Annotated in this window: 38 protein-coding genes; 36 read left to right on the top strand and 2 right to left on the bottom strand. The window is 49.7% G+C overall.

Annotated features, from left to right (window positions below; translation table 11 throughout):
* Window positions 1–6: 6 nt before the first annotated feature.
* The gene (locus NFR57_RS05300; protein WP_251182796.1) at window positions 7–1,263 is read left to right on the top strand and encodes a hypothetical protein; all 1,257 of its coding nucleotides are present in this window, start codon (window positions 7–9) and stop codon (window positions 1,261–1,263) included.
* A gap of 143 nt (window positions 1,264–1,406) precedes the next feature.
* Here the strand turns inward: NFR57_RS05300 and NFR57_RS05305 are convergent, their stop codons facing one another.
* The gene (locus NFR57_RS05305) at window positions 1,407–2,285 is read right to left on the bottom strand and encodes a ParB/RepB/Spo0J family partition protein (protein WP_251182797.1); all 879 of its coding nucleotides are present in this window, start codon (window positions 2,283–2,285) and stop codon (window positions 1,407–1,409) included.
* 268 nt (window positions 2,286–2,553) lie between these two features.
* Here NFR57_RS05305 and NFR57_RS05310 point away from each other — a divergent pair, with 268 nt between their 5' ends.
* From NFR57_RS05310 to secY, 30 genes are all read left to right on the top strand, one after another.
* Window positions 2,554–4,125: a hypothetical protein gene (locus tag NFR57_RS05310; protein ID WP_251182798.1), complete on the top strand. Its 1,572-nt coding sequence runs from the start codon at window positions 2,554–2,556 to the stop codon at window positions 4,123–4,125.
* Window positions 4,126–4,129: 4 nt separating this feature from the next.
* Entirely contained in the window at window positions 4,130–4,783 is a 654-nt protein-coding gene (gene lepB / locus NFR57_RS05315) for a signal peptidase I (RefSeq protein ID WP_251182799.1), read from the top strand.
* Between the two features lie 35 nt (window positions 4,784–4,818).
* Window positions 4,819–5,679, top strand: coding sequence for a DegV family protein (locus tag NFR57_RS05320; RefSeq protein WP_251182800.1), 861 nt, complete (start codon window positions 4,819–4,821; stop codon window positions 5,677–5,679).
* Window positions 5,679–6,332 (top strand): 16S rRNA (guanine(527)-N(7))-methyltransferase RsmG, encoded by a 654-nt coding sequence (gene rsmG, locus NFR57_RS05325; RefSeq protein WP_251182801.1) that lies wholly within the window; start codon window positions 5,679–5,681, stop codon window positions 6,330–6,332. Before NFR57_RS05320 ends, rsmG begins: the two co-directional genes overlap by 1 nt.
* A gap of 305 nt (window positions 6,333–6,637) precedes the next feature.
* Window positions 6,638–7,975 (top strand): tRNA uridine-5-carboxymethylaminomethyl(34) synthesis GTPase MnmE, encoded by a 1,338-nt coding sequence (mnmE, locus tag NFR57_RS05330; RefSeq protein WP_251182802.1) that lies wholly within the window; start codon window positions 6,638–6,640, stop codon window positions 7,973–7,975.
* A gap of 1 nt (window position 7,976) precedes the next feature.
* On the top strand, window positions 7,977–8,483 hold the full coding sequence (gene smpB / locus NFR57_RS05335; RefSeq protein ID WP_251182803.1) for an SsrA-binding protein SmpB: 507 nt from the start codon (window positions 7,977–7,979) through the stop codon (window positions 8,481–8,483).
* A 412-nt stretch (window positions 8,484–8,895) separates the two neighbouring features.
* On the top strand, window positions 8,896–9,216 hold the full coding sequence (locus tag NFR57_RS05340) for a hypothetical protein (protein ID WP_251182804.1): 321 nt from the start codon (window positions 8,896–8,898) through the stop codon (window positions 9,214–9,216).
* A 320-nt stretch (window positions 9,217–9,536) separates the two neighbouring features.
* A complete protein-coding gene (locus NFR57_RS05345; RefSeq protein WP_251182805.1) occupies window positions 9,537–9,692 on the top strand; it encodes a hypothetical protein in 156 nt (51 codons plus the stop codon).
* A gap of 1,452 nt (window positions 9,693–11,144) precedes the next feature.
* Window positions 11,145–11,453, top strand: coding sequence for a 30S ribosomal protein S10 (rpsJ, locus tag NFR57_RS05350; protein ID WP_251182806.1), 309 nt, complete (start codon window positions 11,145–11,147; stop codon window positions 11,451–11,453).
* Between the two features lie 18 nt (window positions 11,454–11,471).
* Complete coding sequence (rplC, locus tag NFR57_RS05355; protein ID WP_251182807.1) at window positions 11,472–12,101, top strand: 50S ribosomal protein L3; 630 nt, start codon at window positions 11,472–11,474, stop codon at window positions 12,099–12,101.
* 23 nt (window positions 12,102–12,124) lie between these two features.
* A complete protein-coding gene (gene rplD / locus NFR57_RS05360) occupies window positions 12,125–12,766 on the top strand; it encodes a 50S ribosomal protein L4 (protein WP_251182808.1) in 642 nt (213 codons plus the stop codon).
* Window positions 12,766–13,056, top strand: coding sequence for a 50S ribosomal protein L23 (gene rplW / locus NFR57_RS05365; protein WP_251182809.1), 291 nt, complete (start codon window positions 12,766–12,768; stop codon window positions 13,054–13,056). The genes rplD and rplW overlap by 1 nt, the downstream gene beginning before the upstream one ends.
* Window positions 13,057–13,070: 14 nt before the next feature.
* On the top strand, window positions 13,071–13,898 hold the full coding sequence (gene rplB / locus NFR57_RS05370; protein ID WP_251182810.1) for a 50S ribosomal protein L2: 828 nt from the start codon (window positions 13,071–13,073) through the stop codon (window positions 13,896–13,898).
* A gap of 13 nt (window positions 13,899–13,911) precedes the next feature.
* Window positions 13,912–14,190 carry a 30S ribosomal protein S19 gene (gene rpsS, locus NFR57_RS05375; protein WP_251182811.1) on the top strand — a complete coding sequence of 93 codons (279 nt, stop codon included), beginning with the start codon at window positions 13,912–13,914 and terminating at the stop codon, window positions 14,188–14,190.
* A gap of 23 nt (window positions 14,191–14,213) precedes the next feature.
* Complete coding sequence (gene rplV / locus NFR57_RS05380; protein WP_251182848.1) at window positions 14,214–14,594, top strand: 50S ribosomal protein L22; 381 nt, start codon at window positions 14,214–14,216, stop codon at window positions 14,592–14,594.
* A gap of 2 nt (window positions 14,595–14,596) precedes the next feature.
* Complete coding sequence (gene rpsC / locus NFR57_RS05385) at window positions 14,597–15,274, top strand: 30S ribosomal protein S3 (RefSeq protein WP_251182812.1); 678 nt, start codon at window positions 14,597–14,599, stop codon at window positions 15,272–15,274.
* Window positions 15,274–15,753 (top strand): 50S ribosomal protein L16, encoded by a 480-nt coding sequence (gene rplP, locus NFR57_RS05390; RefSeq protein WP_251182813.1) that lies wholly within the window; start codon window positions 15,274–15,276, stop codon window positions 15,751–15,753. Before rpsC ends, rplP begins: the two co-directional genes overlap by 1 nt.
* Complete coding sequence (rpmC, locus tag NFR57_RS05395) at window positions 15,753–15,959, top strand: 50S ribosomal protein L29 (RefSeq protein WP_251182814.1); 207 nt, start codon at window positions 15,753–15,755, stop codon at window positions 15,957–15,959. The genes rplP and rpmC overlap by 1 nt, the downstream gene beginning before the upstream one ends.
* The gene (gene rpsQ / locus NFR57_RS05400) at window positions 15,959–16,219 is read left to right on the top strand and encodes a 30S ribosomal protein S17 (protein ID WP_251182815.1); all 261 of its coding nucleotides are present in this window, start codon (window positions 15,959–15,961) and stop codon (window positions 16,217–16,219) included. The genes rpmC and rpsQ overlap by 1 nt, the downstream gene beginning before the upstream one ends.
* A gap of 51 nt (window positions 16,220–16,270) precedes the next feature.
* Window positions 16,271–16,639: a 50S ribosomal protein L14 gene (gene rplN, locus NFR57_RS05405; RefSeq protein ID WP_251182816.1), complete on the top strand. Its 369-nt coding sequence runs from the start codon at window positions 16,271–16,273 to the stop codon at window positions 16,637–16,639.
* 14 nt (window positions 16,640–16,653) lie between these two features.
* Window positions 16,654–17,208: a 50S ribosomal protein L24 gene (rplX, locus tag NFR57_RS08790; RefSeq protein ID WP_338022269.1), complete on the top strand. Its 555-nt coding sequence runs from the start codon at window positions 16,654–16,656 to the stop codon at window positions 17,206–17,208.
* 14 nt (window positions 17,209–17,222) lie between these two features.
* The gene (gene rplE / locus NFR57_RS05415; protein ID WP_275557180.1) at window positions 17,223–17,849 is read left to right on the top strand and encodes a 50S ribosomal protein L5; all 627 of its coding nucleotides are present in this window, start codon (window positions 17,223–17,225) and stop codon (window positions 17,847–17,849) included.
* 10 nt (window positions 17,850–17,859) lie between these two features.
* On the top strand, window positions 17,860–18,045 hold the full coding sequence (locus NFR57_RS05420) for a type Z 30S ribosomal protein S14 (RefSeq protein WP_251182817.1): 186 nt from the start codon (window positions 17,860–17,862) through the stop codon (window positions 18,043–18,045).
* A gap of 13 nt (window positions 18,046–18,058) precedes the next feature.
* Window positions 18,059–18,454 carry a 30S ribosomal protein S8 gene (gene rpsH / locus NFR57_RS05425; RefSeq protein ID WP_251182818.1) on the top strand — a complete coding sequence of 132 codons (396 nt, stop codon included), beginning with the start codon at window positions 18,059–18,061 and terminating at the stop codon, window positions 18,452–18,454.
* A 10-nt stretch (window positions 18,455–18,464) separates the two neighbouring features.
* Window positions 18,465–19,010, top strand: a complete 546-nt coding sequence (rplF, locus tag NFR57_RS05430) for a 50S ribosomal protein L6 (RefSeq protein WP_251182819.1) — start codon at window positions 18,465–18,467, stop codon at window positions 19,008–19,010.
* A gap of 11 nt (window positions 19,011–19,021) precedes the next feature.
* Window positions 19,022–19,384 carry a 50S ribosomal protein L18 gene (gene rplR, locus NFR57_RS05435; protein ID WP_251182820.1) on the top strand — a complete coding sequence of 121 codons (363 nt, stop codon included), beginning with the start codon at window positions 19,022–19,024 and terminating at the stop codon, window positions 19,382–19,384.
* A 9-nt stretch (window positions 19,385–19,393) separates the two neighbouring features.
* Window positions 19,394–19,918, top strand: coding sequence for a 30S ribosomal protein S5 (gene rpsE, locus NFR57_RS05440; RefSeq protein ID WP_251182821.1), 525 nt, complete (start codon window positions 19,394–19,396; stop codon window positions 19,916–19,918).
* A gap of 178 nt (window positions 19,919–20,096) precedes the next feature.
* The gene (gene rpmD, locus NFR57_RS05445) at window positions 20,097–20,303 is read left to right on the top strand and encodes a 50S ribosomal protein L30 (RefSeq protein WP_251182822.1); all 207 of its coding nucleotides are present in this window, start codon (window positions 20,097–20,099) and stop codon (window positions 20,301–20,303) included.
* A gap of 1 nt (window position 20,304) precedes the next feature.
* Window positions 20,305–20,748 (top strand): 50S ribosomal protein L15, encoded by a 444-nt coding sequence (gene rplO, locus NFR57_RS05450; protein WP_251182823.1) that lies wholly within the window; start codon window positions 20,305–20,307, stop codon window positions 20,746–20,748.
* The gene (gene secY / locus NFR57_RS05455; RefSeq protein ID WP_251182824.1) at window positions 20,749–22,059 is read left to right on the top strand and encodes a preprotein translocase subunit SecY; all 1,311 of its coding nucleotides are present in this window, start codon (window positions 20,749–20,751) and stop codon (window positions 22,057–22,059) included.
* A gap of 347 nt (window positions 22,060–22,406) precedes the next feature.
* On the opposite strand, the gene NFR57_RS05460 is transcribed toward secY, so the two are convergent.
* Window positions 22,407–22,622, bottom strand: coding sequence for a hypothetical protein (locus tag NFR57_RS05460; RefSeq protein ID WP_251182825.1), 216 nt, complete (start codon window positions 22,620–22,622; stop codon window positions 22,407–22,409).
* Between NFR57_RS05460 and NFR57_RS05465 the strand changes: the two genes are divergently transcribed.
* From NFR57_RS05465 to rpmJ, 5 genes are all read left to right on the top strand, one after another.
* Window positions 22,606–23,223: an adenylate kinase gene (locus NFR57_RS05465; protein WP_251182826.1), complete on the top strand. Its 618-nt coding sequence runs from the start codon at window positions 22,606–22,608 to the stop codon at window positions 23,221–23,223. The genes NFR57_RS05460 and NFR57_RS05465 overlap by 17 nt on opposite strands.
* Entirely contained in the window at window positions 23,220–23,960 is a 741-nt protein-coding gene (gene map / locus NFR57_RS05470; protein WP_251182827.1) for a type I methionyl aminopeptidase, read from the top strand. The genes NFR57_RS05465 and map overlap by 4 nt, the downstream gene beginning before the upstream one ends.
* 11 nt (window positions 23,961–23,971) lie before the next feature.
* Window positions 23,972–24,226 (top strand): KOW domain-containing RNA-binding protein, encoded by a 255-nt coding sequence (locus NFR57_RS05475; RefSeq protein WP_251182828.1) that lies wholly within the window; start codon window positions 23,972–23,974, stop codon window positions 24,224–24,226.
* Window positions 24,213–24,434, top strand: coding sequence for a translation initiation factor IF-1 (gene infA, locus NFR57_RS05480; protein ID WP_251182829.1), 222 nt, complete (start codon window positions 24,213–24,215; stop codon window positions 24,432–24,434). Before NFR57_RS05475 ends, infA begins: the two co-directional genes overlap by 14 nt.
* A 197-nt stretch (window positions 24,435–24,631) precedes the next feature.
* Window positions 24,632–24,748 (top strand): 50S ribosomal protein L36, encoded by a 117-nt coding sequence (rpmJ, locus tag NFR57_RS05485; protein ID WP_251182830.1) that lies wholly within the window; start codon window positions 24,632–24,634, stop codon window positions 24,746–24,748.
* Window positions 24,749–24,869: the final 121 nt, after the last annotated feature.

Here is a 24,869-nt window from a genome sequence, read left to right on the forward strand (position 1 = left end):
TATTATATGAATCCATTTAACGAAAAACCCTGCAAAATCGAAAAATGCGTCGCCGACTGGCGGAAAATTTATCCCACTGCTTACGACAAGAACGACGCCGACGCATACACCAAAGTGCGTGCGATTTTGCTTAACGGCGCGGAATTCGAGGAATCTTGGTTCATGCACCAGCTCGCCCGTCACACGACCGATAACAACTTGCGGCGCGACGTAGCGTTATTGCGCAGACTCGAACAGCAACAACAAAAACGAATTTCGTACTTTAAACCCAAAGACGAATCTATGCTGGAAACGACCATATCTTACGAACAACTGGCGGTCGATTTAACGGCAATCCTCGCGCAGACCGAAAAAAACAAATATGTAAAAGCCGCGCTCGACTTTGCCTTGCTCGAAGACTTTGACCACCTTTACCGTTTCAGCGACCTGCTGGAAATGGAACAGGGCATATCGGGCGAAAAACTTGTCGGCACGTATACCGAAATCATGCCGGGGCGTCCGACCATAGCCGAACACCGCCATCCGTTTGACGACGTGCGCCGCCCGATAACTCCCGACGCGTCGCTTTCGACCAAACTGCACACTATGATTATCACCGCCGCCGAGCAACAAACCATGAACTTCTATATGAACCTCGGCACGTTCTATCCCACGTCAGACCTCGGTCGCAAGCTGTTTTTGGAAATCGGCATGATAGAAGAACAACACGTCACGCAATACGAATCGCTTATGGACCCCACCTCAACGTGGTTAGAATGTCTGTTGATGCACGAATATTGCGAGTGCTACCTGTACTACTCGGCAATGAGCGAGGAGTCCAATGAAATAGCTAAAAAGATTTGGACGTCACACTTCGAGCAAGAGCTGTCGCACCTGCACTTTGCCGCCGAACTGCTTAAAAAGTACGAAGGCAAGGAGTGGGCGCAGGTTATTCCCAACGCAGAATTTCCCACGCTTCTCACTTTCAGCAATAATTGCGAAAAGAATAAGCACTATATCCGCAATATTTTAAAGAATACTGTAAATAACACTTCCGTACTCGAAGAATATACCGATTTAAACAATATTCCCGACGATTACGAATACTTTAAGTATAACAACACCGTAAACAAAACTCCATCGACCGTTGCAAGCCATAAGGTAATAGATAACTATATCAACGAATTCGGCGAGGATTACCGATTTACGGTAGCGGAACACCCCGTAAAAGCTCTGCGTAACCGCAAAGAAGATAACGTAAATTTAGCACGCAAAAAAGATTAAAACGTAAAACGCCGCTCACAAGCGGCGTTTTTCTTTACATTTATATTGTTTCACGTGGAACATCCGTCTACCGTTACGATTATTTTGTTTCACGTGGAACATTATTTGCTATGTTGCGGGCAAATGTGTTTCACGTGGAACATTTATGCTTTGTAGTTTTGTTCCAAATAAGCGAGCATGTTCTCCAACCGACTTAAATCGTCGGGGGTGTAGTAGTCTATAAATATACGCCCTTTATTGTCGTTGCCGAGCAAAGAAACCTTTGTTCCGAACGTGCGTTGCATGCGCACCACCATATCTTTAAGTTCGAGACTTTGTTTAACGGGTTCGACTTTCTTTTTGGGGCTTATGGTGTTTTTAACCAGTTTTTCAAACTCGCGCACGCTCATTTTGTCGTCGCGGCCTTTTTCGGCAAGCTCCCATTGCAACGCAGGGTCTGCAACTACTACCAAACAGCGCGCATGCCCCGCGGATAGGTGTCCGCTTTCCACAAGTTTTTGCACCGCTTCGCTCAAATCCATAAGGCGGAGTAGGTTGGCGACCGTCGGGCGGGCTTTTCCTATGCGTTCCGCAGCTTCCTCTTGCGTGTAGCCGTAATCGTCCATAAGTTTCTTTATGGCACGGGCGACTTCCATGGGGTTCAAGTCCTCGCGCTGGATATTTTCTATAAGCGACAGCTCGTCGATTTGCACGGGAGTGCACTCGCGGACGCATACGGGCACGGACACAAGCCCTGCGGCGGTTGCCGCTCTGTACCGTCTTTCGCCCGCAATAATCATATATTTGCCGTCGGGTCGCGGCGTAACGATTAGCGGAGTTATTATACCGTGTTTCTTAATGCTTTCCACAAGCGCGGATAACGCAACGTCGTCGAACTGTTTGCGCGGTTGGTCTATGTTTGGCACAATGTTTGACAACAACATTTCCGAGGTTTCTGCCGAACCGATGACCGATTCTTCCTCTATATCGCTCAACAACGCGCCGAGCCCTCTGCCAAGACCGCCTTTTCTGATAGGTGACATAATATTCTCCGTCAAAGTTTTTTTTCTATTATATACGGCGCAAGCAAAAAAGTCAAGCAAAACCGTAAAATCCGTATTAGTGCTTAATTTTTTTGCGTTGCAAATATTTCGACACAAGCTGTCAAATATTTTGGCGTTTAAGCGTATTTTGTGCCGAAATCGGACGGATTAAGTCATATATAAACGAATACGCCTTTGCGCTTATTGCTTGACAAAAATCGGGCAATGGTATATAATACTTAAAATTCAGCTATCGGGAGCGGCGGCTTTGGAAATTACAAGCCCTAACAGCTTATGGAAAGAATACGACGTTGCGGCACTTCCGCTTAATATATCGTACCTTTCCGAAAAATGCGAGGACGGCGCGTGCGTCAAAGAACTGTATTTCGACGGTTATACCACCGTTGACGGCAGGACGCGCGTTTTTATTAAAATTCTCGAAAATCCCGAAGCCAAGGGCGTTATTTTATATTTGCCCGACGTAAACGGCGGCGGGAACGACCCTCTGATTAAATCGCTGTACGACAGCGGTTACACCGTTGCCGCGCTCGACTACCTCGGCGCGACCGAGCGCACAGCGCACTATACGCTTTATCCCAAATCGCTGTCGCAATGCAACTGCCGCGGATTAAACGAATTTACCGCAACGGACGACACCAAAGCGGGACCGTGGTATATATGGACGTGCATATCCCGACGGGCGATAAAACTGTTGCGCGAAAAGTACGAAAAAAACATTTTCGCCGTGGGCGTGGGTCTGGGCGGCAGTACGGTTTACAAACTGTCCGTGTTTGACGACGGGCTTATCGCTTGCGCGACGTTGTTAAATATAATTCCCAACGTTAAGGGCGAGGGCAATGCGCTTATCAACTATCACGCGTCGCTCGATAACAGCGCATACGCGCCGTTCTGCCGCATACCGTTTTTTATGGCTGTTTCTTCCAACGACGAGGACGGGTCGCTCGACGACATGTCGGAGCTGGCGGAAAACACCAATTCGTTAAGCCTGTTCCGCATTGTCGAACGCGCGTTTTCGGGCGGAATTAAAGCCGTTTACGGCGACGTCGATAAATTCTTTACGGCGCACGCGAACAACGCCGCAAACTTCGACTTCCCCGAAATCACCGCGTCCAATTCGGAAGGAAGTTTATATTTTAATATCAACGCTAACGAACAGGCGCTGTCAACTACCGCGCCGCCTAAACTGTATGTATCCTTTTGCATAGAGGAAATACCGTACAGAAACTGGATGAATATACCTATAATCAGCCTGGGCGGCGGCAAGTTTATGTCTCATATAAACGTATGTCAAAACAACAAGCCGATAAACGCGTTTATAAATACGCAAAATGACGACGGTATAACACAGTCCTCGGCTTTACTTTCAATAATGCCCAAAACGCTGGGCGTTAAGGCGCGCGACGGCATAGCGCACAGAAAAATTTATGACGGAAGTATGGGCAAAGACGGTTGGACGTCGCGCGACGGCGGCACGGTCAGTCTTGTAAAGGGTCCGTATGACATAGACGGCGTTACTTGCGACACTAAATCCATACTCACATTTAAACCGGGCGATCCTTTATTCAAGGTTTCGGCGGATACGCTTCTGCAAATTATGATAAGCGGCGAGCCTCAACTCGTTTGCGTCACGGTCAGCGACAAAGAACACTCGTACAGCAGTCGCGTGGAAATCAAAAATTCGGACGATTGGCACAAGTTTTCGCTTGCGCATATCAATTTCAAAGGCGATTTCGGACCGTTGCCCGATTGGTCGCGCATAATGACTCTCGAATTTTACGCAGAGCAAAAACTCGTTATCGGATCGGTATTGTGGGTGTAGCGATATGAACAGCGAAATAAATCGCGGCGAAACGCTTTTAAATCAAAAAAAATCGGCGTTTTTGGACGCATCGCTATACGCGCTTATTTTCCTGCTGTTAGGTTTTATAGTGTTTTTCTACTTCCTGTCGTTCGTGCCGATTACGGGCGAAAGCATGGAAAACACAATGTACGACAAACAGTATTGCCTTGTCTTACGCAAGTGTTTCGACGTCGAACGCGGCGATATTGTCACTATCGACACGGCTAATAACGGCGAAAAAGAACACCTTATAGTCAAGCGCGTCGTCGGTACCGCAGGCGACAAACTGGTCTTTATGGTATCGCAAGACAAAAAATTCGTCGATCTGTACCGTTGTAATGCCGATGGTTCCTACTTCCAAAAGATAAACGAACCGTATATCAAAGAACGCATGAAGGCTTCGTCGCCCGTCTATTCGACAGTTAATTTGTTGCCGCACGACGAAAATCTTACTTCCTTTAATATAAACGACCCCGATAACGCATATTTGCTTTCTCAATTATCCGACTATATAATCACGGTTAATCCCAACTGCGTTTATTTCCTCGGCGACAACCGCAATATTTCCCGTGACAGCAGATATTACGGCATGCGCACTCTAAATAAAGTTACGGCAAAAGTCCTGTGCGTGCTCTGATATAACTAATAATTATACTTTTATAAGGTGAAATCATGGAAACCAATGTACAAATAACAAGCGACAGCGCGTCCGACCTTAACGACCTGTTCAAAATTCGTAATATAGGCGAAATGCCTTTGTACGTCATGCTCGGCGAAACGCAATATTTGGATGACATTGACATAAAGCCGTCGCAGATATTCGAGTACTACGAAAAGACAAAAGAGCTTCCAAAGACTGCCGCACGCTCGATAGATGACTTTTACGACTTTTTCAAATCATATACCGACCGCAATCTTTCGGTCGTTCATATCGCGATTTCGTCGCAAATATCGGCTACATACGAGCATGCGTTAATAGCGGCGCAAAAACTGAAAAACGTTTACGTCGTTGACGGTCGATCCTTGTCATCCGGTACGGGACTACTCGCGCTTGCGGCGGCGGATTTACGCGACAGCGGACTTGACGCGCCGCATATAGTCGAAACAATCGAAGCGCGGAAGAAGGAAGTGCAAGCCTCTTTTATGATCAACACTCTCGACTTTTTATATAAAGGCGGCAGGTGCAACGGACTTTCCGCGTTCTTCGGCAAAGCGTTTTCTATTAAGCCGACTTTACAGTTAATCAACGGAAATATAACGGTAGCGCGCAAGTTTTTGGGTAATTTTAATAAAAACATAATAAAATACGTCGATTACACGCTTCAAAAATACAACCGTCCCGACAAAACGCGCGTGTTTATCACTCATACTTATGCCGAAGAAGCGACAGTTGCGGCGGTGCGCGCTCGACTTATCGATTATGGCTTCGCAGATGACAGCATTATAGAAACGTTTGCCGGCTCTACAATCACAAGCCACTGCGGAAAAAGCACGCTCGGCATACTTTACATTAACGACGGAAACAAAATTTAATGGAATCGAACCAACGAAAAATGCTCGAACTGTCGTTCGGAAGAAGTATATTTAAAACTTTTCTCGAACAAAACGGCTTTACGGACGATAAATTACAAGTTTTCGACCGCCTTACCGAGCTTTATTTAAAAGTCAACGCCGTAATCAACATTTCCGCACTTAAAACTTTCGATGACATATATATAAAACACTATCTCGACAGCTTGTTTCCGTACAAATTCTTTGACGGCGAATGTTGCGACGTCGGTTGCGGCGGCGGATTTCCGTGCTTGCCGCTGGCAATTTCGACGGGCTTAAACTTTGTCGGTATTGACGGAGTAGGAAAAAAAATCACTCTTATCAAGCTGTGCAACACCGAACTCAACTTAAATAACATTTCCGCAGAGCATACACGCGCGGAAGAACTTGCAAAATCCGATCGCAAATTCGATACCGTATGCACTCGCGCACTCGCGGACGCCGATAAAGCGTTGACGTTTTGCGCCCCGCTTGCGCGCCGAAACGGAAAAATCCTGCTTTACAAAACTCAAAACGACGTCGCCGCCAAGCCCGCCATTGCCGAAAAACAAAAAGTTAAGTTGATTGAAACTTACGATTATACGTTATCGGGCACTAATATAAACAGACGGCTGTTCGTATATGAAAAACTATAACCGTATGTAGTGATATTATATATATTATATTTTATAGAGTATAGGTTAGTAAGCAGTGTATAAATGTTCAAATCTTTCCTTTTCTACTATATTTAGCGCACGGCAAGTTCGGTTAATACAATAAGCCGAAACGCTTATAAAACAAAACATGTACACAACACGGCGATTATTAAACTTTCGGCGGTGTATAAAAAATAGGTTGTGAACAAGCGCGAAAATAAAACAATTTAACACCGCGAAAAAGACAGAAAATGCGGGTTATAAACAGTAAAAACAATCACTTATAAACATCAAGTGCAAATCTTATGAACAAAATCGACAATCACAACGGAATAATTGTTGCGCTCGCCACGCCTTACGGAAAGTCGGCGGTCGCAATAATAAGAATAAGCGGCGAAGGAAGTATAGAGCTTGCGCAACGCTATTTGTCGCGCGCTTTGAAAGTCGGCGTAATAGAATATAACGTGTTCAAAGCTGATAAATTCGAGGAAAAATTGATGGCGGCTTGCTACAAAGCGCCCAAATCATATTCCGGAGAAGAAACAGTGGAGCTTTTTCCGCACGGGAATATGACTATTTGCGACGGGATTATCGAAACGCTGATAAAAGGCGGAGCTAGGACGGCGGAACGCGGTGAGTTTACGAAACGCGCGTTGGAAAATGGGAAGCTGGATTTAATGCAATGCGAGGCGCTTGCCGATATTATCGATGCGCAGACGACCGAACAGTTGAATTACGGCAATAAGAGGTATGACGGCGGGTTTAAATCACTGGAAACAGCCGAAAAAACACTGAACAAAGCGTTAAGCTCGGTAGAAGCGGTGTTACATTACGGCGACGAAATGGAAGAAAACGAAATAGACGAAGCGGTAATGTCAGACGTTTTCGGCTCAATCGATAGTGTAATAAAAGCGCTTAATGAGGAAGTAAATGGTTATGTCGGCGGCAAAATTGTCAACGACGGGTTTAAAGTTGCGCTTATCGGCGCACCTAACGTCGGCAAATCTACTTTATTAAATGTTTTAACGGACAGCGAAAGAGCTATCGTTACGCCCATTGCGGGGACGACGCGCGACACTGTTGACGGAAATTATATATATAAAGATCGTAAGTTTACCGTAGTCGATACGGCAGGATTGAACGTCAATACGTCCGACGAAGTGGAAAAAATAGGTATACAGCGCGCTGTAAAGGCGGCTGAACAGGCGGACGCGGTGCTTTTTGTGACAGATAACGCGTGCGTCGAGCCGAATTTGGCGTGCAAAGTAAAGAATTTGACAGTGTTGGTAAATAAATGCGACGGCGAAAAAGATGTCGGCGCGCAGTATAATAAATGTTCCGACGGCAATAAAATTAGAATAAGCGCCAAAAACAAGGTAAATATAACAGCTGTCAAGCAAAAGTTGTACGACCTTTGCCCCAAGGATTACGGCGCGATATGCAATCACAGACAGTATGCGTGCGCAATGCGTTGTTTAAACAGTCTGAACGAAGCAAAAAGAGAAAGTGCGGGCGCGCAAAGTCTTGAAATCGTCGCGGCGTTGCTTTACGAAGCGTATTCCGCGATAACCGAACTGTACGGCGAACAAGCCGACGAAAAAGTGCTCGATTCCGTGTTCCAACGGTTCTGTGTGGGTAAGTAGCATGAAAAGTAAAACCGAACGTAAAAATAAAAAAGCCCAAACCGTCGCAAAAAAGCAAACCGACAAGACGGTAGCGGTAAATAAAAAAGCCGTATTCGATTACTTCTTTGAAGAAACGGTCGAAGCCGGTATCGCGCTCGAAGGATCGGAAGTCAAATCGGTCAAAAAAGGCGACGTGTCGTTGCGCGACAGCTTTTGCCATATCGAAAACGGCAATTTGGAATTGAAAAACTGTCAGATTTCGCCTTATGCAAATGTGGGTGCGTTTCCGCCCGACCCGCGCAGGTCAAGACGACTGTTGTTGCATAAATCGCAACTGTCGCGGTTGGCGGCAAAAGCCGCGGAAAAAGGCTACACGATAGTGCCCGTTAAAATGTACTTTCGCGGCAGGTTCGTCAAAGTCGAGCTTGCGCTCGCCAAAGGCAAAAAGAATTACGAAAAGAAACAGGTAAAAAAAGAACGCGATATAAACCGCACCGCCCAACGCGAAATCAACGGGCGATATTAACCGCAATCGCGTTGTCAAGTAATAACGTAAAAAGAAATCCGTCCGATAAAATATATCGGGCGGCTTTTAATTGCCCCGAAAACGGCGATTTCTAACGGAATTTTACATGTAGAAAGGAAAACATTATATACCCCGACGTTACACTAAACCGACGGTTTAGTAAATCAAGATTTTTTACATTTTGTATATTGTACGAAATTTTCTGCGCGGTGAGAAAAAGCGCAATTTTGCGATCGAATCAACGCCGACGGTAAAAATCGAGCAGGCGGCGGACTTGACATAAGTCAGCGCGTTTTGTATAATAATAAGGACAGCGGCGCGAACGGGTTGCGACATGTAAATACCGCAGGCACAACGCAGTCGCGCTCGACGGAAACAGCCCGAGCGGAAAAGCAAAAGAAAAGGAGCAATCATGACAGAATTTTTATCGAACGCGTTTAACGATCCGAGCAATCCTTGGTACTACGTAATCGGACTGTTGTTCTTGGCGCTTATATTCGGCGCGCTTGCCGTCTATATTATATTGACCAATAAAAACAAAAAGAAGACGAGCGGCGGCAAGAGCGAGGAACAACAGGAAAATAACGCCGAGGATGTAAAGAACGAAGCAAGCGAAGCGGACGGTGGCAACGATAGCGCAAAAGACCATGCCGAACAGAACGTTCCGACCGATAACGAAGCTGATAAAAAAGAAAACGGCGAACAAGCCAAAGTTAAAAAAGACAACGAATAATCTAACAAAAAGCAAAGCGAAAAATTACCGCTTTGCTTTTTTAATGTAATTTAATAATAGATAGACGTTATCACTCGGAAAATCACATGTGGAGTAAAATTTTCGTATACCCCCGACGTTACACTAAACCGTCGGTTTAGTAAATCATGATTTTTAACAATATGTTTAACGCAAGAATTAGCGGCGTTGAGTAAAAGTCGGAGTGTGCCGAAACATTTTGCGCACAAAAAAGTTTGCGCGAATTTAGTATTTGAGAGTATAAACCGCAACGGTGGCGACCATACTATTACTGCGTAAGAAAATTAACAAGGGAGGAAAAAATGGCTAATACGAAAAAGGCTTCTACGCCTAACAAGAGCGGCGCGCGTTGCTGCAGCTCCAAAAAGTCGGAAAGCGGCGTTCAGGCTAGCGGCACCACTACCAAGAACAGCAAGACCACTCGCACGCAAAGCAAAAAGACCGGAACAACGAAATAAGTTCCATTAAGCAGAATTTAAGTAACTACATCTTCAATTAAATTTTTACGCAACCGAAAATCCGAACGATATCCTCGCTCGGTTTTTTGGCATTTTTGTAATTTAATAAATTAAATATTTTTATAAAAAGTGAAAAAATAATGCAGTACATTGCAAAATACGTAAAAAATGTATAATAAATAAATGTATAATAAATAAGAGATAAAAGATAATAGTTGCGGAAGTTTTGCTCTGCGCAAAACTTGATTTTAATTTATATAAAGAAATGCTTATACACCCATCAGTCCGAGCCTGCCGAGGAATCCGGGCGAACCGCCGCAAAGTAGTGCGGTAATTACTCACCCCCCCATCATTCCGAGCCTGCCGAGGAATCCGGGCGAACCGCCGCAAAGGTGTCAAGACATTACGCTTATCACATTAACGTAACGCATTTATTCGGGTGTAAACACAATAAACGGTCAAAGCCCACACACGATAGAAATCCAAGCTGTGCTGGGTGCGGCTTACGCCTTGATTTCTCCGCTTCGCGCGTGACCGCGCTACGGTCGAAATGATGGGAGGAAATTTAGATAATAAATAAGAGATAAAAGATAATAGTTGAAGAAGTTTTGCTCTGCGCAAAACTTGATTTTAATTTATATAAAGAAATGCTTATACACCCATCAGTCCGAGCCTGTCGAGGAATCCGGGCGAACCGCCGCAGAGTAGTGCGGTAATTACTCACCCCCCCATCATTCCGAGCCTGCCGAGGAATCCGGGCGAACCGCCGCAAAGGTGTCAAGACATTACGCTTATCACATTAACGTAACGCATTTATTCGGGTGTAAACACAATAAACGGTCAAAGCCCACACACGATAGAAATCCAAGCTGTGCTGGGTGCGGCTTACGCCTTGATTTCTCCGCTTCGCGCGTGACCGCGCTACGGTCGAAATGATGGGAGGAAATTTAGATAATAAATAAGAGATAAAAGATAATAGTTGAAGAAGTTTTGCTCTGCGCAAAACTTGATTAGATATATATAGGAAAGAAATGCTTACACCCCCCATCATTCCGAGCCTGTCGAGAAATCCGGGCGAACCGCCGCAGAGTAGTGCGGTAATTACTCCCCCCCCCCCCATCATTCCGAGCTTGCCGAGGAATCCAGGCGAACCGCCGCAGAGTAGTGCGGTAATTACTCACCCCCCATCATTCCGAGCCTGCCGAGGAATCCGGGCGAACCGCCGCAATATTCGTTATAAAAATTTTTCAAAATATACCCCTCAAACAGTTGACAAGGACAAGGCTATGGGATATAATTATTAGGCTGCGCTAAATGCGTGGTGAATTTTGTGGACGGAAAAACGGGGCCGAAAAGCCCCGAAAAAAATTCGCACAAATGGCACGCCCGAACGCGTGAAAGCCCCTACTACATGTTGGGGTGTCCGCGACGGGTGGACACAAGGAGAAACATATGTCTAGCCAAAAAATCAGAATCAAGTTAAGAGCTTACGACCATGAGCTTGTAGACAGTTCGGCGCAACGCATAGTGGACGCGGCGAAGCAGACCGGTTCCAAGGTTTGCGGTCCTATCCCTCTGCCCACGCAGAAAGAGGTAGTCACCATACTTCGCTCGGTACACAAGCATAAAGATTCGCGCGAACAGTTCGAGCTTCGCACATATTCGCGTCTTATCGACATATACAGTCCGTCCGGCAAGACGGTGGATTCGCTTATGCGACTCGATTTGCCCGCCGGCGTTGACATCAAGATTAAGCTGTAATCAAAGGAGCCGGATACCATGAAGAAAGCTATATTAGGCAAGAAGCTCGGCATGACGCAGATTTTCGGCGAAAACGACGTCGCCATTCCCGTAACGGTCGTACAGTGCGGACCGATGACGGTTGTAGACACGCGCACCGTTGAACGCAACGGTTACAGCGCGGTTGTTTGCGCGTTCGAGGAAATCAAAGAAGGCAAACTCAACAAGCCCGAAGCGGGTTTGTACAAAAAGGCAAAGGCGAAGCCCGCGCGCTATCTGCGCGAGTTCCGTTTCGAGGACGCCGACGCTTACGAAGTCGGCAAGGTTATCGACTGCACGATTTTCGGCGACGGCGATATGGTTGACGTATCGGGCGTGACCAAAGGTCGCGGCTTTACGGGCGTTATCAAACGTTGGAACCACCACCGTCTTAAAATGACGCACGGCACGGGTCCCGTTCACCGCAGCGTCGGTTCGACGGGCGCCAACTCCAATCCGTCGCGCCGCATCAAGAACTTGAAGATGCCGGGACAGTACGGTCACGAAAACGTCACTATTCAAAACCTTAAAGTGGTCAAAGTGGACAAGGCGAGAGGCGTGCTTTTGATACGCGGCGCGGTCCCCGGACCCAAAGGCGGACTGGTTACGGTCAAGGAAACCGTTAAATAAGGTCGAGGAGAGAGAACAGAAATATGCCTACTATTAAGATATATAAACAGGACGGCACGTCTGCCGGAACAATGGAGCTTGACGACAGCGTATTCGGCGTAGAATACAACGAAGCCGTTATACATCAAGCGGTCGTCGCGCAAATGGCTAACGCGCGTCAGGGAACAAAAAGCACGCTCACGCGCACCGAGGTGACGGGCGGCGGCAGAAAGCCGTGGCGTCAGAAGGGAACGGGCAACGCGCGTCAAGGATCTATCCGTGCGCCGCAGTGGAAAGGCGGCGGCGTGGTGTTCGCGCCGAAGCCGCGGTCGTTCCGCAAAAAGATAAACAAGCTCGTGCGCATCAACGCTATTACGAGCGCGCTCTCGGCAAAGCTCTCGGACGGCAATCTTATCGTCCTCGACAAGCTGGATATCGAGCCCAAAACCAAGAACATGGCGGCTGTGCTCAAAGCGCTCAAAGTGGAAAGCAGAGTATTGCTTGTTCTGCCCAACGGCAGTGAAAACGCGTTGCGCGCCTCGAACAATATTCCCAACGTGCGCACCGCGGCGAGCGAACAGCTCGGCGTGTACGACATAGTTGCCAACGCGGTTATGCTTACGACCGTGGACGCAATCAAAGCGATTGAACAGAAATACACGGTTAAGGAGGTCGCGGCGCAATAATGACGGCACACGATATAATAATCCGTCCGGTGTTGACGGAAAAGTCCAACGACGGAGTAAACGCCAAACGCTATGTATTCATGGTGGACGTTCGCGCCGACAAGACGCAAATCAAAGCGGCGGTCGAAAGCGCGTTCGACGTGACTGTCGAATCGGTAAACGTGGTCAACGTTCGCGGCAAGTACAAACGTCAGGGCAGAACGGGCGGCTACACGTCCAAAGGCAAAAAAGCGTACGTTACGCTCGACGCCAAATCCAAGGCGATACCGTTCTTTGAAACGCTTTCTTAATGAGGAGTTAAAAAATGGCTATAAAGAGATATAAACCTATTACGCCGGGCACGCGGTTCAAAACCGTTATCGCGGCGCCGGAGCTTACGGGCGACAAGCCGTACAAGCCCCTGTTGAGAGAGCAAAGCCGCAAAGGCGGGCGCAACTTCTCGGGTAAAATCACCGTTCGTCACATCGGCGGTGGTAACCGTCAGAAGTACCGCGTAATCGACTTCAAGCGCAATAAGGACAACATCCCCGCAAAGGTTGCTACGGTCGAATACGATCCCAACCGCACGGCGTTCATAGCGCTTCTTAACTATGCGGACGGCGAAAAGCGTTATATACTCGCTCCGCTCGGACTGCAAAAGGGCGACACCGTAATATCGGGCGAAAGCGCGGACATCAAAGCGGGCAACTGCTTGCCGCTCGCCAACATCCCCGTCGGTACGCTTGTTCACAACATCGAAATGCTCCCCGGCAGAGGCGGGCAGATGGCGAGAACGGCAGGCGCGGCGGCGCAGCTCATGGCAAAAGAAGGCAAATACGCGACTTTGCGTTTGCCCTCCGGCGAAATGAGAATGGTGTTACAGCGTTGCAAAGCGACAATCGGACAGGTCGGCAACCTCGACCACGAGCTTGTGTCCTTGGGCAAAGCGGGCAGAAAACGTCACATGGGCGTCAAACCGACCGTTCGCGGCGTAGTTATGAACCCTTGCGATCACCCTCACGGCGGCGGCGAAGGAAAGAGCCCGATAGGCAGACCCAGCCCCGTATCGCCTTGGGGCAAGCCCACGCTCGGCAAAAAGACGAGATCCAAGCACAAGGCGTCCGACAAGTTTATTGTCAAGCGCATAAATTAAGGAGCTTTAAGATATGTCAAGATCGACAAAAAAAGGTTACTATGTTGACGCCAAACTTATGAAAAAAGTCGAGGCGATGACGGAAGTCGCGGATAAGCGTCCCATCAAAACGTGGTCGCGCGCTTCCACTATATTCCCGCAGTTTGTTGGACTTACCTTTGCCGTGCACAACGGCAAAAAGTTCGTGCCCGTATACGTGACGACCGACATGGTCGGACACAAGCTGGGCGAGTTCGCTCCCACGCGCACCTTCCTCGGTCACGCGGGCGAAAGCAAAACCAAGGGCAGATAAGGAGATAACTTATGGCTAAAAGAATGAAAGAAAAAGCCGCCAGAGTGGAAGAGCGGCGCGAAAAACGTCCTTACGCGACGGCGAAGCACGTAAGAATATCGCCCGACAAGGTGCGTATCGTGCTCGCGCTTATTCGCGGTCGGTCGGTAACGGAAGCCATGGCTATACTCCAAGCCACGCCCAAAGCGGCATGCGAGCAGGTTTTCAAAACGCTCAATTCCGCGGCGGCGAACGCCGAGCATAACAAAGGCTTGTCGGTTGACGATTTGTACGTTGCGGAAGCGTATGCGGATCAAGGTCCCACGCTCAAACGTTTCCAACCCGTCAGCAAGGGCAGAGCGCACCACATCTTAAAGCGCACCAGCCACATCACCGTCATTCTCGACACCAAGGAGGACAAATAATCATGGGTCAGAAAGTCAATCCCCACGGTTTGCGCGTCGGCGTCATAGAAAAATGGAATTCGCAGTGGTATGCGGGCAAACAGGAGTTTGCGGCGTATCTTATCGAGGACCACAAAATTCGTGAGCATATCGAGAATAAATACAAGTCTTGCGGCATTTCCAAAGTCGTTATCGAACGTCCGCAGGGCAAAGTGCAAGTGTCCATACACGCACAGTTCCCCGGCAAAATAATCGGGCAAAAGCATGTCGGTATCGACGAGCTTAAAAAGAACCTCGAAAAACTTGTCGGCGACAAAAAGATATACGTCAATATCATCGAGGTTAAGCACCCCGACCTTAACGCCAAACTGCTTGCCGAAAGCATAGCGGCGCAGCTCGAAAAACGCGCGTTCTTCCGCCGCACGATGAAGCAGGCGATGAGCAAAGCGATGCACGCGGGCGCGAAGGGCGTAAAAGTCATGGTCGGCGGACGACTCGACGGCGCGGAAATCGCGCGCGCCGAGCATTACCAAGAAGGCTCCATCCCCCTGCAAACGCTTCGCGCGGATATCGATTACGGATATACGATCGCGCGCACCACGTTCGGCGTGCTCGGCGTTAAGGTGTGGATTTACAAAGGCGACGTTCTCGGCGCAACCCCCAAAGCCGCGCCTGCCGCCGATTTTAAGGAGGGCGAATAATGTTAAGTCCCAACAAAGTTAAGCACCGCAGAGTCCAGCGCGGCAGAATGAAGGGCAAAGCGACCCGCGGCAACAAGATTGCTTACGGCGAATTTGCACTCGTCAGCGAGGATCCGGGCAGAATAACGTCCAATCAGATAGAGGCGGCGCGTGTCGCAATGACGCGTTACACCAAGCGCGGCGGTAAAGTATGGATCTGCATATTCCCGCACAAGCCGTACTCCAAAAAGCCCGCCGACACCCGTATGGGTAGCGGTAAAGGCGCGCCCGAATACTGGGCGGCAGTCGTAAAGCCGGGCACCGTCATGTTTGAAATGGCGGGCGTGGCGGAGCCGATAGCGCGCGAAGCGTTGCGGCTTGCGTCGTACAAACTGCCCGTGCGTTGCAAGATCGCCAAGAAAGGCGAACCGGGCTATACCGACGACGAGGACGCGGTCGTAACCGCGCCCGCCGCGGAAGAAGTTAAGGAGGTTGAATAATGAAAGAGAAAGTTCATGAGTTAAGGGACGACGAATTACAGCAAAAGTTGGAGTCGCTCAAAACCGAGCTGTTCAACCTTCGGTTCTCTCACGCGACCGGTCAGCTATCCAATCCCCTGCAAATACAGAACGTAAGACGCGACATCGCGCGCGTAAAGACGGTTATCAGAGAGCGTGAGCTCCGTGCGAACAAGGAGGCGAAGTAATGGCAACCGAACGCAACGAAAGAAAGACGCGCGAAGGCGTCGTCGTTTCCGATAAAATGGACAAGACGGTCGTGGTATCCGTCGTAGAAAAATACAAGCACCCGCTTTACAAAAAGACGGTCACGCGAACCAAACGTTTTAAAGCGCACGACGAAAGCAACGAATGCGGCGTCGGCGACAGAGTGGAAATTATCGAAACCCGCCCGATTTCCAAAGACAAGTGCTGGCGCGTAAACAAGATTGTCGAGAAAGCCAAATAATAAGGGCAGTGCGACTTGCAATAAACGGCAAGCCTGCGTAAGGAGAGAATCATGATACAACCTCAATCGTATCTTAAAGTCGCCGACAACACCGGCGCGAAAGAAATAATGTGTATACAGGTAATGGGCGGGTCGTTCCGCAGAAGCGGCAATATCGGCGATATAATCACTGCGTCGGTAAAGTCCGCGCAGCCGGGCGGCACCGTCAAAAAAGGCGACGTGGTTAAAGCGGTTATCGTGCGCACGCATCAGGGCGTCAACCGTCCCGACGGATCGCATATTCGTTTCGACGACAACGCCGCCGTAATAATAGACAACCAAAAACAGCCGCGCGGCACCCGTATATTCGGACCGATAGCGCGCGAGCTGCGCGACCGCGACTTCACAAAGATAATATCTTTGGCGCCCGAAGTGCTTTAACGGAGGATCGACTGATGAACAATCTTAATGTCAGAAAAGGCGATAACGTAAAGGTTTTGACCGGCAAAGATAAGGGCAAAACGGGCAAGGTGCTCGCTACCGATCCCAAAACCAATAAAGTACTTGTCGAGGGCGTGAACATGGCGACGCATCACCTCAAACCTCGTTCGGCTACCGAGCAGGGCGGCAAAAAGAAGGTGGAAGCTCCTATCGATAGCAGTAACGTGCAAATACTTTGCCCGTCCTGCGGCAAGAGCGTTCGCGTTAGGCATCAGGTAATCGACGGCAAGAACGCGCGTATCTGCGCCAAGTGCGGCGGCAGTCTCGACGCGGCGCTCAAAGCCGAAAAGACCAAGAAGAAAGCCGACAAAGCGGAAAAGAAAGCCAAAAAGCCGGCGAAAGAAGCGACGACCGAGGCCGCGGAACCTGCGACCGAAGTAAAAGCGGAAAAAACCGAAAAAGCGGCAAAGACCCCCGCAAAGAAACCCGCGGCAAAAAAGCCCGCGGCGAAAAAAGCGGAAGAGAATAAAGTTCCCGTCGAAGAAACTTCGGACGGTAAAACAGAGTAAGGAGTATTACGGTAATGGCAGAAAAAGCGACCAAAGCCAAGGACAAGGCGCAAGCGGCTCCCGCGGCAAGCGGCAAGCCCGTAAAATCGACCAATCCGGCGCGCTACCGTCTTCGCAACAAGTATAAGACGGAAATCGTGCCGCAGCTCATGAAAGAGCGCGGATATAAAAACGTCAACCAAGTCCCCAAGATTGTCAAAATAGTTCTCAATATGCGCCTCGGCGACATAAAAGACAATTCCAAGAGCATACAGCTCGCGCAAGCGGAGCTCGAATCGATAGCGGGACAAAAGAGCGTGCTCGTAAAAGCCAAAAAGTCGGTAAGTAACTTCAAACTGCGCGAAGGTCAGTCCATAGCGATAAAAGTTACGCTTCGCGGCGAAATGGCATACGAATTCTTTGACAAGCTCGTGTCCATTGCGCTTCCGCGCGTGCGCGACTTCCGCGGCATATCGGGCAAGTCGTTTGACGGCAGAGGCAACTATGCGCTCGGCATAAAGGATCAAACGATATTCCCCGAAATTTCATACGAGCTTATCGAAAAGATCAGAGGCTTTGACGTTGACGTCGTCACGACTGCCGAAACCGATGAGGAAGCCAAGGTATTGCTTACCAAGCTCGGTATGCCTTTTAAGAATTAAGGAGAACATTATGGCTAAAAAAGCGATGATAAACAAACAGCAAAGAACGCCTAAATACAGCACTCGCGCGTATACGCGTTGCAGTATCTGCGGCCGTCCGCATTCCGTTCTCAAAAAGTACGGCATTTGCAGAATTTGCTTTCGTGAACTTGCGTACAAGGGCGAAATCCCCGGCGTAAAGAAGTCGAGCTGGTAAGGAGGTATAAATTATGGTTACAACAGATCCTATCGCGGATTTGCTCACAAGAATTCGCAACGCTATCACGGCGCGGCACGAAACCGTATTGATACCCACGTCCAAGATGAAAAAGTCCATTGCGGACATTTTGGTTAACGAAGGCTTTGTGTCGGCGTGCGAGGTTGTCGAGGATAAAGGGCACAGCAATATCAAGATTGCGCTCAAATACAGCGGCAACAAAAACGCCATCACCAATTTGAAGCGCATTTCCAAACCCGGACTTCGCGTATACTGCGGTTGCGAGGATCTTCCCAAGGTTCTCGGCGGTTACGGGATTGCGATTATTTCCACGTCGCGCGGCGTTATGACCGACAAGAAAGCGCGCGAGCTCAAAATAGGCGGCGAAGTGCTCGCCTATGTATGGTAGGAGGCCGATAATGTCGAGAATAGGCAGAAAACATATCGACGTTCCCGCGGGAGTTTCGGTCGCGTTTGAAAACGGAGTAGTCACCGTTAAAGGCAAGCTCGGCGAACTCAAACAGGACATCAAATGCAAGGACATCAACGTCGTTATCGGCGCGGGCGTGGTAAACGTCGAGCGCGCCAACGACGAAAAGCAGACCCGCGCTTATCACGGTCTGTACCGTCAGCTCATAGCCAACATGGTCGCGGGCGTTCAGACCGCGTTCACCAAAACGGTTATCGTTTCGGGCGTCGGTTACAAGTGCGCGGTCACGGGCAACAAGCTGGTTATGAACATCGGTTACAGCAAGCCCGTAGAATACACCATACCGGAAGGCATTACCATTACTTGTCCCGACCCGTTGCAAATCGTAGTCAGCGGCATCAACAAGGAATATGTCGGACAGGTTGCGGCGCAGATCAAGGCTAAACGCCCCGTCGAGCCGTATCACGGTTACGGTATGCATTACAGCACCGAGGTTGTCCTCCGTAAAGAGGCAAAGACCGCAGGCAAGAAATAGGAGAGTGGCAAATGATTAAGAAGATAGATAAAAATAAAGTTCGCGCCAAACGCCATGCGCGCCTGCGTCACGACTTGAAAGGCACTGCCGCGCGTCCCCGTCTTGCGGTGTATCGCTCGACCAGCCACATTTACGCACAGGTTATCGACGACGTCAAAGGCGTTACGCTTTGCAGCAGCAGCACTCTTGTCAAGGGCGCAAACCTCGACGGCAAGACCAAGACGCAACAGGCGGAGTTCGTCGGCGGCGACGTCGCCGCAAAAGCGAAAAAGAACGGCATTACCGAAGTGGTTTTCGACCGCGGCGGATATCTGTACACGGGCAGAGTAAAAGCTCTTGCCGACGCGGCACGCGCTGCGGGACTTAAATTTTAGGAGTCGATCATGGCACGCGAAGAATTCAGAAAGAAAAGAGATAAAGACGTCGTTGACGACGGGATTAAAACCAAGCTCGTCACTACGCGCAGAGTCAGCAAGGTCGTTAAAGGCGGTCGCAACAGCAGTTTTGCCGCGCTCGTCGTCGCAGGCGACGGCAAGGGCAGAGTGGGCATCGGCATGGGTAAAGCCACCGAAGTTCCCGAAGCCATCAAAAAGGCGGAACAGGCGGCGCGCCGCGATATGAAAAAAATATCGCTCAACGGCACGGCTATCCCGCACGAAACGGTCGGCGAGTTCTCTTGCAGTAAAGTTCTGCTCCGTCCCGCTCCCGAAGGTAAGGGCGTTATCGCCGGCGGCAGCGTTCGCGCGGTGTTGGAGCTTTGCGGCGTAAACAACATCACGACCAAATGCTACGGATCGCGCAACCCCATCAACGTCGTAAAAGCGACCATGAAAGCGCTCGAAGGCTTGAGAACGGCGGACGAAGTTGCGGCTATACGCGGCAAAACCGTCGAAGAAATCCTCGGTTAAGCGGTTGCAAAGGCGAACGGACGTTTGCGTTTGCCGCGATTACGCGTCGCGACAGTCAGACCGACATGTGGAATACGCAATATCGGCAAAACAAAGCGCGCGTACTGACTATATATATAATTGGTAATAATTCCGAATTCACGATGCAGAATTCCGAATTAAAAATCGGAGAAACAAAATGGCAAAGAAAGCTGAAAAAACCGAAAACAAAAAGCTCAACGTCACGCTCGTAAAGAGCGCGGCGGGACGTTTGGAAAAACAACAGCGTACCGTCGAAGCGTTGGGGCTTAAAAAACTCCACCAAACCGTAACGGTGGAAGATAATCCCGCCATGCGCGGTATGATAAGAACGGTCAGTCATTTGGTGACCGTAACGGAGGCTTAACATGAAAATGCACGCACTTATGCCGGCAGACGGATCGCGCACGAAAGCGAAACGCTTGGGTCGCGGTATCGGATCGGGCTTGGGCAAAACGTCCGGCAAAGGTCATAAAGGACAGTGGGCGCGTAGCGGCGGCGGCGTTCGTCCCGGATTCGAGGGCGGACAGATCACGCTCATGCGCAGACTGCCCAAACGCGGTTTCAACAACAAATTCCAAAAGGAATTTTCCGTTATCAATATCGACAAGCTCAACACGTTCGACGACGGCACCGTCGTGGACTTGAAGTTGCTCGTCGAAACGGGTATCGTCAAAAAGGTCGAAGCATACGGGCTTAAAGTGCTCGGCGACGGCGAAATTACCAAGAAACTGACCGTCAAGGCGGCGAAGTTCACCGCTTCCGCTAAAGAGAAAATAGAAAAAGCGGGCGGCACGGTAGAGGTCATTTAAATGTTTGAAACGCTTAAAAACGCTTTCAAGAATAAGGATGTGCGCAGAAAGTTATTGATAACGCTTGCGCTCCTCTTTATTTATCGACTGGGTTGCTGGATACCTATCCCCGGTATTAACCCCACGGCGTTCAGCAGCAACACGACGGACGGACTGTTGGGCTTGCTCAACGGTATTACGGGTAGCGCGCTTGAAAACGGCGCGTTGTTCGCTATCGGCATAACGCCGTATATCAATGCGTCCATTATTTTGCAGTTGTTGACGGTCGCTATCCCGCGCTTGCAGGAATACCAAAAGCAGGGCGACGACGGAAAGCGTAAAATAACGCAAATAACGCGGTATATAACAATCGCGCTTGCGCTCGCGCAGGCGATTGGCGTAACCGTATCTTACGCTCGCACGAGCGGCGCGCTGTCCACCGAAGTCTTCGGACCCATGAACCAGCCTTGGCTTATCGGCATGTTCGTATGCGTGCTCATGGTTATGGGATCGATGCTCACAATGTGGTTGGGCGAGCGCATAACCGACTACGGTATCGGCAACGGCATAAGCCTTTTGATCTTCGTCGGTATTATCGCTTCGGCGGGTATAGCAATCGTTTCTAAATTCGAAACCGTTGTCGGCGGAGGCACGGAAGGACAAATGGCGATTTGGGAGCTTGTCGGCTTCGCAATCATGGTCATAGCGGTGTTCTTGCTCATAGTGTTTGTAGACCTTGCGGAACGCCGAGTGCCCGTCCAGTACGCCAAGCAGATTAAAGGCAGAAAGCAGTACGGCGGACAAAGCACATTTATCCCCATTAAGCTCAACGCAAGCGGCGTTATGCCTATTATATTTGCGACGGCGTTAATAACATTTCCGCAAATGATAGCGCAATTAGTCGCGCCTAACAGCGGGTTTTACGCTTGGTGGCAGACGTGGTTGGGCGCGGGTAGCTGGATATATGCGATACTTGTCGCGCTACTCATTTTGTTCTTCTCGTACTTCTATGCGCAGATAGAATTCAATCCGGAAGACATTTCGCGCAATATCCAACAGTACGGCGGATTTATAAACGGTATTCGCCCCGGCAAACCGACAACCGAGTACCTTGCGAGAATATCAAAACGCTTGACATTGTTCGGCGCAATATTCCTCGCGTTTATCGCGCTTGTGCCGTCGGTAGTGTTCGCGGCAGTGCTGAAAGAGCCGACCTTGGTCAATGCGTTCTCCGCGACAGGTATGCTGATTGTCGTATCGGTCGCGCTGGAATTCAATAAGCAGTTGCAGAGTCAGTTGATGATGAAGCAATATAAAGGCTTCTTGAAATAAATTTTGCGTATTCATCGTCGGATACGGGCTACGTTAGCCGACTTCGCGCGTTGTCGCCGCATATCTAACGGTAATTTTCGGCGATAACTGCGTTAATCCTCCTCGATGTAGCGCTGCTACAACTTCGTCGGATTGCCTTGTTCTCGCTCGAAAATTCCTCGTAATCTATTGCGGCTCGACACTCTCCGTCGGCTTGTAAAATAGCGTTATTCAATATTAGTTCAACTCAACCAACCCACCAACACACACACATAAAGTTTTCTTGCCTACATCTGTACAAACAGATAAAGCGGAAAAACGGCAAAGCACAACAAACCTATCAATTCACACACTTAAAGTTTTCTTGCTTACACCTGTGCAAACAGATAAAGCGGAAAAACAATAAAGCAAAACCAACCTACCAACACAACGCATAAAGTTTTCTTGCTTACACCTGTGCAAACAGATAAAGCGGAAAAACGGCAAAGCACAACCAACCTATCAACACACACACTTAAAGTTTTCTTGCCTACTTCTTTTTCAAAAGAAGTAGGGAAAAGGAGAAACATGAATTTAATCATCATGGGCGCGCCGGGTAGCGGCAAGGGCACGCAAGCGGCGCTGATATGCAAAGCGCACAGCCTTCCGCACATATCGACGGGCGACCTGCTTCGTAAAAACATAGCGGACGGAACGGAACTGGGCAAGCAAGCCAAAGCGTACATGGACGCGGGCAAGCTCGTTCCCGACACACTGGTAATCGCGCTGTTAAAGAACAGGATCGAGCAGGCGGACTGCAAGAACGGGTTTTTGCTCGACGGATTCCCGCGCAACAAGGCGCAGGCCGACGAACTCGGCAAGATAACCGAAATCGACGCGGCGATCAACCTCGAAACCGATTTGAACAAGCTCGCCGACAGAATGGCAAGCCGCAGAGTGTGTCTTAAATGCGGGTACACGACGAGCGTGCAGGACGCGCCCGACGGCAAATGCAAAGTTTGCGGCGACAGCCTTGTAATCCGCGACGACGACAAACGCGAGGTTGTGGAAAACAGATTAAAGGTATATGCGGAGAACACCGCGCCGTTGGTAGAGTACTACAAAGCGGCGGGCAAGCTCAAAAATATCGACGGCATGCAATCGATAGAGGACGTAAACAAAGCTATCGAGGCGGCGATCAAATGATAGTCAAGACCGAGCGTGACCGCGAGGGCATGCGCGCGGCGAGCCGCGTGGTCAAAGCGGCGCTCGACGCGGCGGAAAAGTTTATCAAAGTCGGCGTAACCACTCTGGAAATCGACGCGGTCGTGGAGGAAGTGATACGCAGTTACGGCGCAACGCCGTCGAGCAAAGGCTTTCAAGGCTATCCCAACGCGTCGTGCATATCGGTAAACGACGTAGTCGTCCACGGAATTCCGTCGCTTCGGACGGTAAAGGACGGCGATATAGTGTCTGTTGACATTACCGCACTTTTAAACGGATATCAGGGCGACGCGGCGCGAACGTTCCCCGTCGGGAACGTATCGCCGAAAAATCTGGCGTTAATCGCCGCGGCGAAGTCGGCGTTCGAGGCGGGCATGGAGTATGCCAAAGCCGGCAACAAGGTCGGCGACGTGTCGAGCGCGGTGCAGTTGTATTCGGAGCTTAACGGGTACGGCGTCGTGCGCGCGCTGACGGGACACGGGATCGGGCACAAAATGCACGAGCCGCCCGAGGTTCCCAACTTCGGCAAGCGCAACACCGGCGCGCCGCTCAAATCGGGACTGTGTATCTGCGTCGAACCGATGATAACATCGGGCGATTGGCGGGTGTACATCGAGCGCGACGGGTGGACGGTGCGCACGGCGGACGGAAGCAACGCGGCGCATTACGAAAACACGGTGATAATCACCGACGGCGCGCCCGAAATATTGACACTGTAAACGAGGTTTGTATGCAAATCGGCGATATAGTGATAAGTCTTGCGGGACACGATACGGGCAAACCGTTCATAGTCGTGGCGCAAGCGGGCGAAAACTTCGTGCTGATAGCCGACGGCAAGTCGCGCGGCATGGAAAATCCCAAACTCAAACGCAAAAGGCATTTACGGGTCGCGGCTCAAAGCGGCATAACCGACCCGACGAACGCAACGCTCAAAAAGCGTATAAAACAATTCATTTCGGACAGGAGGGTGTATGCCGAGAAGTGACAATATCGAAACCGAAGGCACCGTCGAAGAGTGCTTGCCCGGGACCAAATTCAAAGTCAAGCTCGATAACGGCGCAACTGTGCTTTGCACGATAGCGGGCAAGATGCGCGTCAACTACATTAAAGTGTTGTTGGGCGACAGAGTAAAAGTGGCGATCTCGCCCTATGATATTACCAAAGGCATAATAACTTTCCGAAGCAAATCGTGAGCGCGTAAAGATCGCGCGACACTGCGACAAACGTCGGGCTTGATCGGGTCGAGTACCCGAAACGCCGCGCAACGTCGCAACTCACAGGTTGACTTTGGCTCACGCGGCGCGCCGCATGAGCAAGACAAACCGATAAACACAATAAATCACCACCGTCGGGTCGGAAACAAGCGCCGAGCCGAGTTAAGGAGAACAACATGAAAGTCAGATCGTCTGTAAAACCCATGTGCGACAAATGCAAGGTTATTCGCCGTCACGGCAAAGTGATGGTTATTTGCAGTAAGAATCCGAGCCACAAACAGCGCCAAGGCTAATAGCCGCCGTCGCGCGTTGTCGCCGCATATCTTGCGGTAATTTTCGGCAACAACGGCGTTAATCCTCCTCGACGTAGCTCTGCTACGACATCGTCGGATTGCCTTGTTCTTGCCGGAAAAT

The sequence above is a fragment of the Anaerocaecibacter muris genome, assembly GCF_943192945.1.
GTDB classification, from domain to species: Bacteria; Bacillota; Clostridia; order Christensenellales; family Pumilibacteraceae; genus Anaerocaecibacter; species Anaerocaecibacter muris.

Bases quoted from the DNA above. Each gene is read 5' to 3' on its own strand.
- NFR57_RS05300 (WP_251182796.1), top strand. From the start codon at position 7: ATGAATCCATTTAACGAAAAACCCTGCAAAATCGAAAAATGCGTCGCC.
- NFR57_RS05305 (WP_251182797.1), bottom strand. From the start codon at position 2,285: ATGTCACCTATCAGAAAAGGCGGTCTTGGCAGAGGGCTCGGCGCGTTG.
- lepB (WP_251182799.1), top strand. From the start codon at position 4,130: ATGAACAGCGAAATAAATCGCGGCGAAACGCTTTTAAATCAAAAAAAA.
- NFR57_RS05320 (WP_251182800.1), top strand. From the start codon at position 4,819: ATGGAAACCAATGTACAAATAACAAGCGACAGCGCGTCCGACCTTAAC.
- rsmG (WP_251182801.1), top strand. From the start codon at position 5,679: ATGGAATCGAACCAACGAAAAATGCTCGAACTGTCGTTCGGAAGAAGT.
- mnmE (WP_251182802.1), top strand. From the start codon at position 6,638: ATGAACAAAATCGACAATCACAACGGAATAATTGTTGCGCTCGCCACG.
- smpB (WP_251182803.1), top strand. From the start codon at position 7,977: ATGAAAAGTAAAACCGAACGTAAAAATAAAAAAGCCCAAACCGTCGCA.
- NFR57_RS05340 (WP_251182804.1), top strand. From the start codon at position 8,896: ATGACAGAATTTTTATCGAACGCGTTTAACGATCCGAGCAATCCTTGG.
- NFR57_RS05345 (WP_251182805.1), top strand. From the start codon at position 9,537: ATGGCTAATACGAAAAAGGCTTCTACGCCTAACAAGAGCGGCGCGCGT.
- rpsJ (WP_251182806.1), top strand. From the start codon at position 11,145: ATGTCTAGCCAAAAAATCAGAATCAAGTTAAGAGCTTACGACCATGAG.
- rplC (WP_251182807.1), top strand. From the start codon at position 11,472: ATGAAGAAAGCTATATTAGGCAAGAAGCTCGGCATGACGCAGATTTTC.
- rplD (WP_251182808.1), top strand. From the start codon at position 12,125: ATGCCTACTATTAAGATATATAAACAGGACGGCACGTCTGCCGGAACA.
- rplW (WP_251182809.1), top strand. From the start codon at position 12,766: ATGACGGCACACGATATAATAATCCGTCCGGTGTTGACGGAAAAGTCC.
- rplB (WP_251182810.1), top strand. From the start codon at position 13,071: ATGGCTATAAAGAGATATAAACCTATTACGCCGGGCACGCGGTTCAAA.
- rpsS (WP_251182811.1), top strand. From the start codon at position 13,912: ATGTCAAGATCGACAAAAAAAGGTTACTATGTTGACGCCAAACTTATG.
- rplV (WP_251182848.1), top strand. From the start codon at position 14,214: ATGAAAGAAAAAGCCGCCAGAGTGGAAGAGCGGCGCGAAAAACGTCCT.
- rpsC (WP_251182812.1), top strand. From the start codon at position 14,597: ATGGGTCAGAAAGTCAATCCCCACGGTTTGCGCGTCGGCGTCATAGAA.
- rplP (WP_251182813.1), top strand. From the start codon at position 15,274: ATGTTAAGTCCCAACAAAGTTAAGCACCGCAGAGTCCAGCGCGGCAGA.
- rpmC (WP_251182814.1), top strand. From the start codon at position 15,753: ATGAAAGAGAAAGTTCATGAGTTAAGGGACGACGAATTACAGCAAAAG.
- rpsQ (WP_251182815.1), top strand. From the start codon at position 15,959: ATGGCAACCGAACGCAACGAAAGAAAGACGCGCGAAGGCGTCGTCGTT.
- rplN (WP_251182816.1), top strand. From the start codon at position 16,271: ATGATACAACCTCAATCGTATCTTAAAGTCGCCGACAACACCGGCGCG.
- rplX (WP_338022269.1), top strand. From the start codon at position 16,654: ATGAACAATCTTAATGTCAGAAAAGGCGATAACGTAAAGGTTTTGACC.
- rplE (WP_275557180.1), top strand. From the start codon at position 17,223: ATGGCAGAAAAAGCGACCAAAGCCAAGGACAAGGCGCAAGCGGCTCCC.
- NFR57_RS05420 (WP_251182817.1), top strand. From the start codon at position 17,860: ATGGCTAAAAAAGCGATGATAAACAAACAGCAAAGAACGCCTAAATAC.
- rpsH (WP_251182818.1), top strand. From the start codon at position 18,059: ATGGTTACAACAGATCCTATCGCGGATTTGCTCACAAGAATTCGCAAC.
- rplF (WP_251182819.1), top strand. From the start codon at position 18,465: ATGTCGAGAATAGGCAGAAAACATATCGACGTTCCCGCGGGAGTTTCG.
- rplR (WP_251182820.1), top strand. From the start codon at position 19,022: ATGATTAAGAAGATAGATAAAAATAAAGTTCGCGCCAAACGCCATGCG.
- rpsE (WP_251182821.1), top strand. From the start codon at position 19,394: ATGGCACGCGAAGAATTCAGAAAGAAAAGAGATAAAGACGTCGTTGAC.
- rpmD (WP_251182822.1), top strand. From the start codon at position 20,097: ATGGCAAAGAAAGCTGAAAAAACCGAAAACAAAAAGCTCAACGTCACG.
- rplO (WP_251182823.1), top strand. From the start codon at position 20,305: ATGAAAATGCACGCACTTATGCCGGCAGACGGATCGCGCACGAAAGCG.
- secY (WP_251182824.1), top strand. From the start codon at position 20,749: ATGTTTGAAACGCTTAAAAACGCTTTCAAGAATAAGGATGTGCGCAGA.
- NFR57_RS05465 (WP_251182826.1), top strand. From the start codon at position 22,606: ATGAATTTAATCATCATGGGCGCGCCGGGTAGCGGCAAGGGCACGCAA.
- NFR57_RS05460 (WP_251182825.1), bottom strand. From the start codon at position 22,622: ATGATGATTAAATTCATGTTTCTCCTTTTCCCTACTTCTTTTGAAAAA.
- map (WP_251182827.1), top strand. From the start codon at position 23,220: ATGATAGTCAAGACCGAGCGTGACCGCGAGGGCATGCGCGCGGCGAGC.
- NFR57_RS05475 (WP_251182828.1), top strand. From the start codon at position 23,972: ATGCAAATCGGCGATATAGTGATAAGTCTTGCGGGACACGATACGGGC.
- infA (WP_251182829.1), top strand. From the start codon at position 24,213: ATGCCGAGAAGTGACAATATCGAAACCGAAGGCACCGTCGAAGAGTGC.
- rpmJ (WP_251182830.1), top strand. From the start codon at position 24,632: ATGAAAGTCAGATCGTCTGTAAAACCCATGTGCGACAAATGCAAGGTT.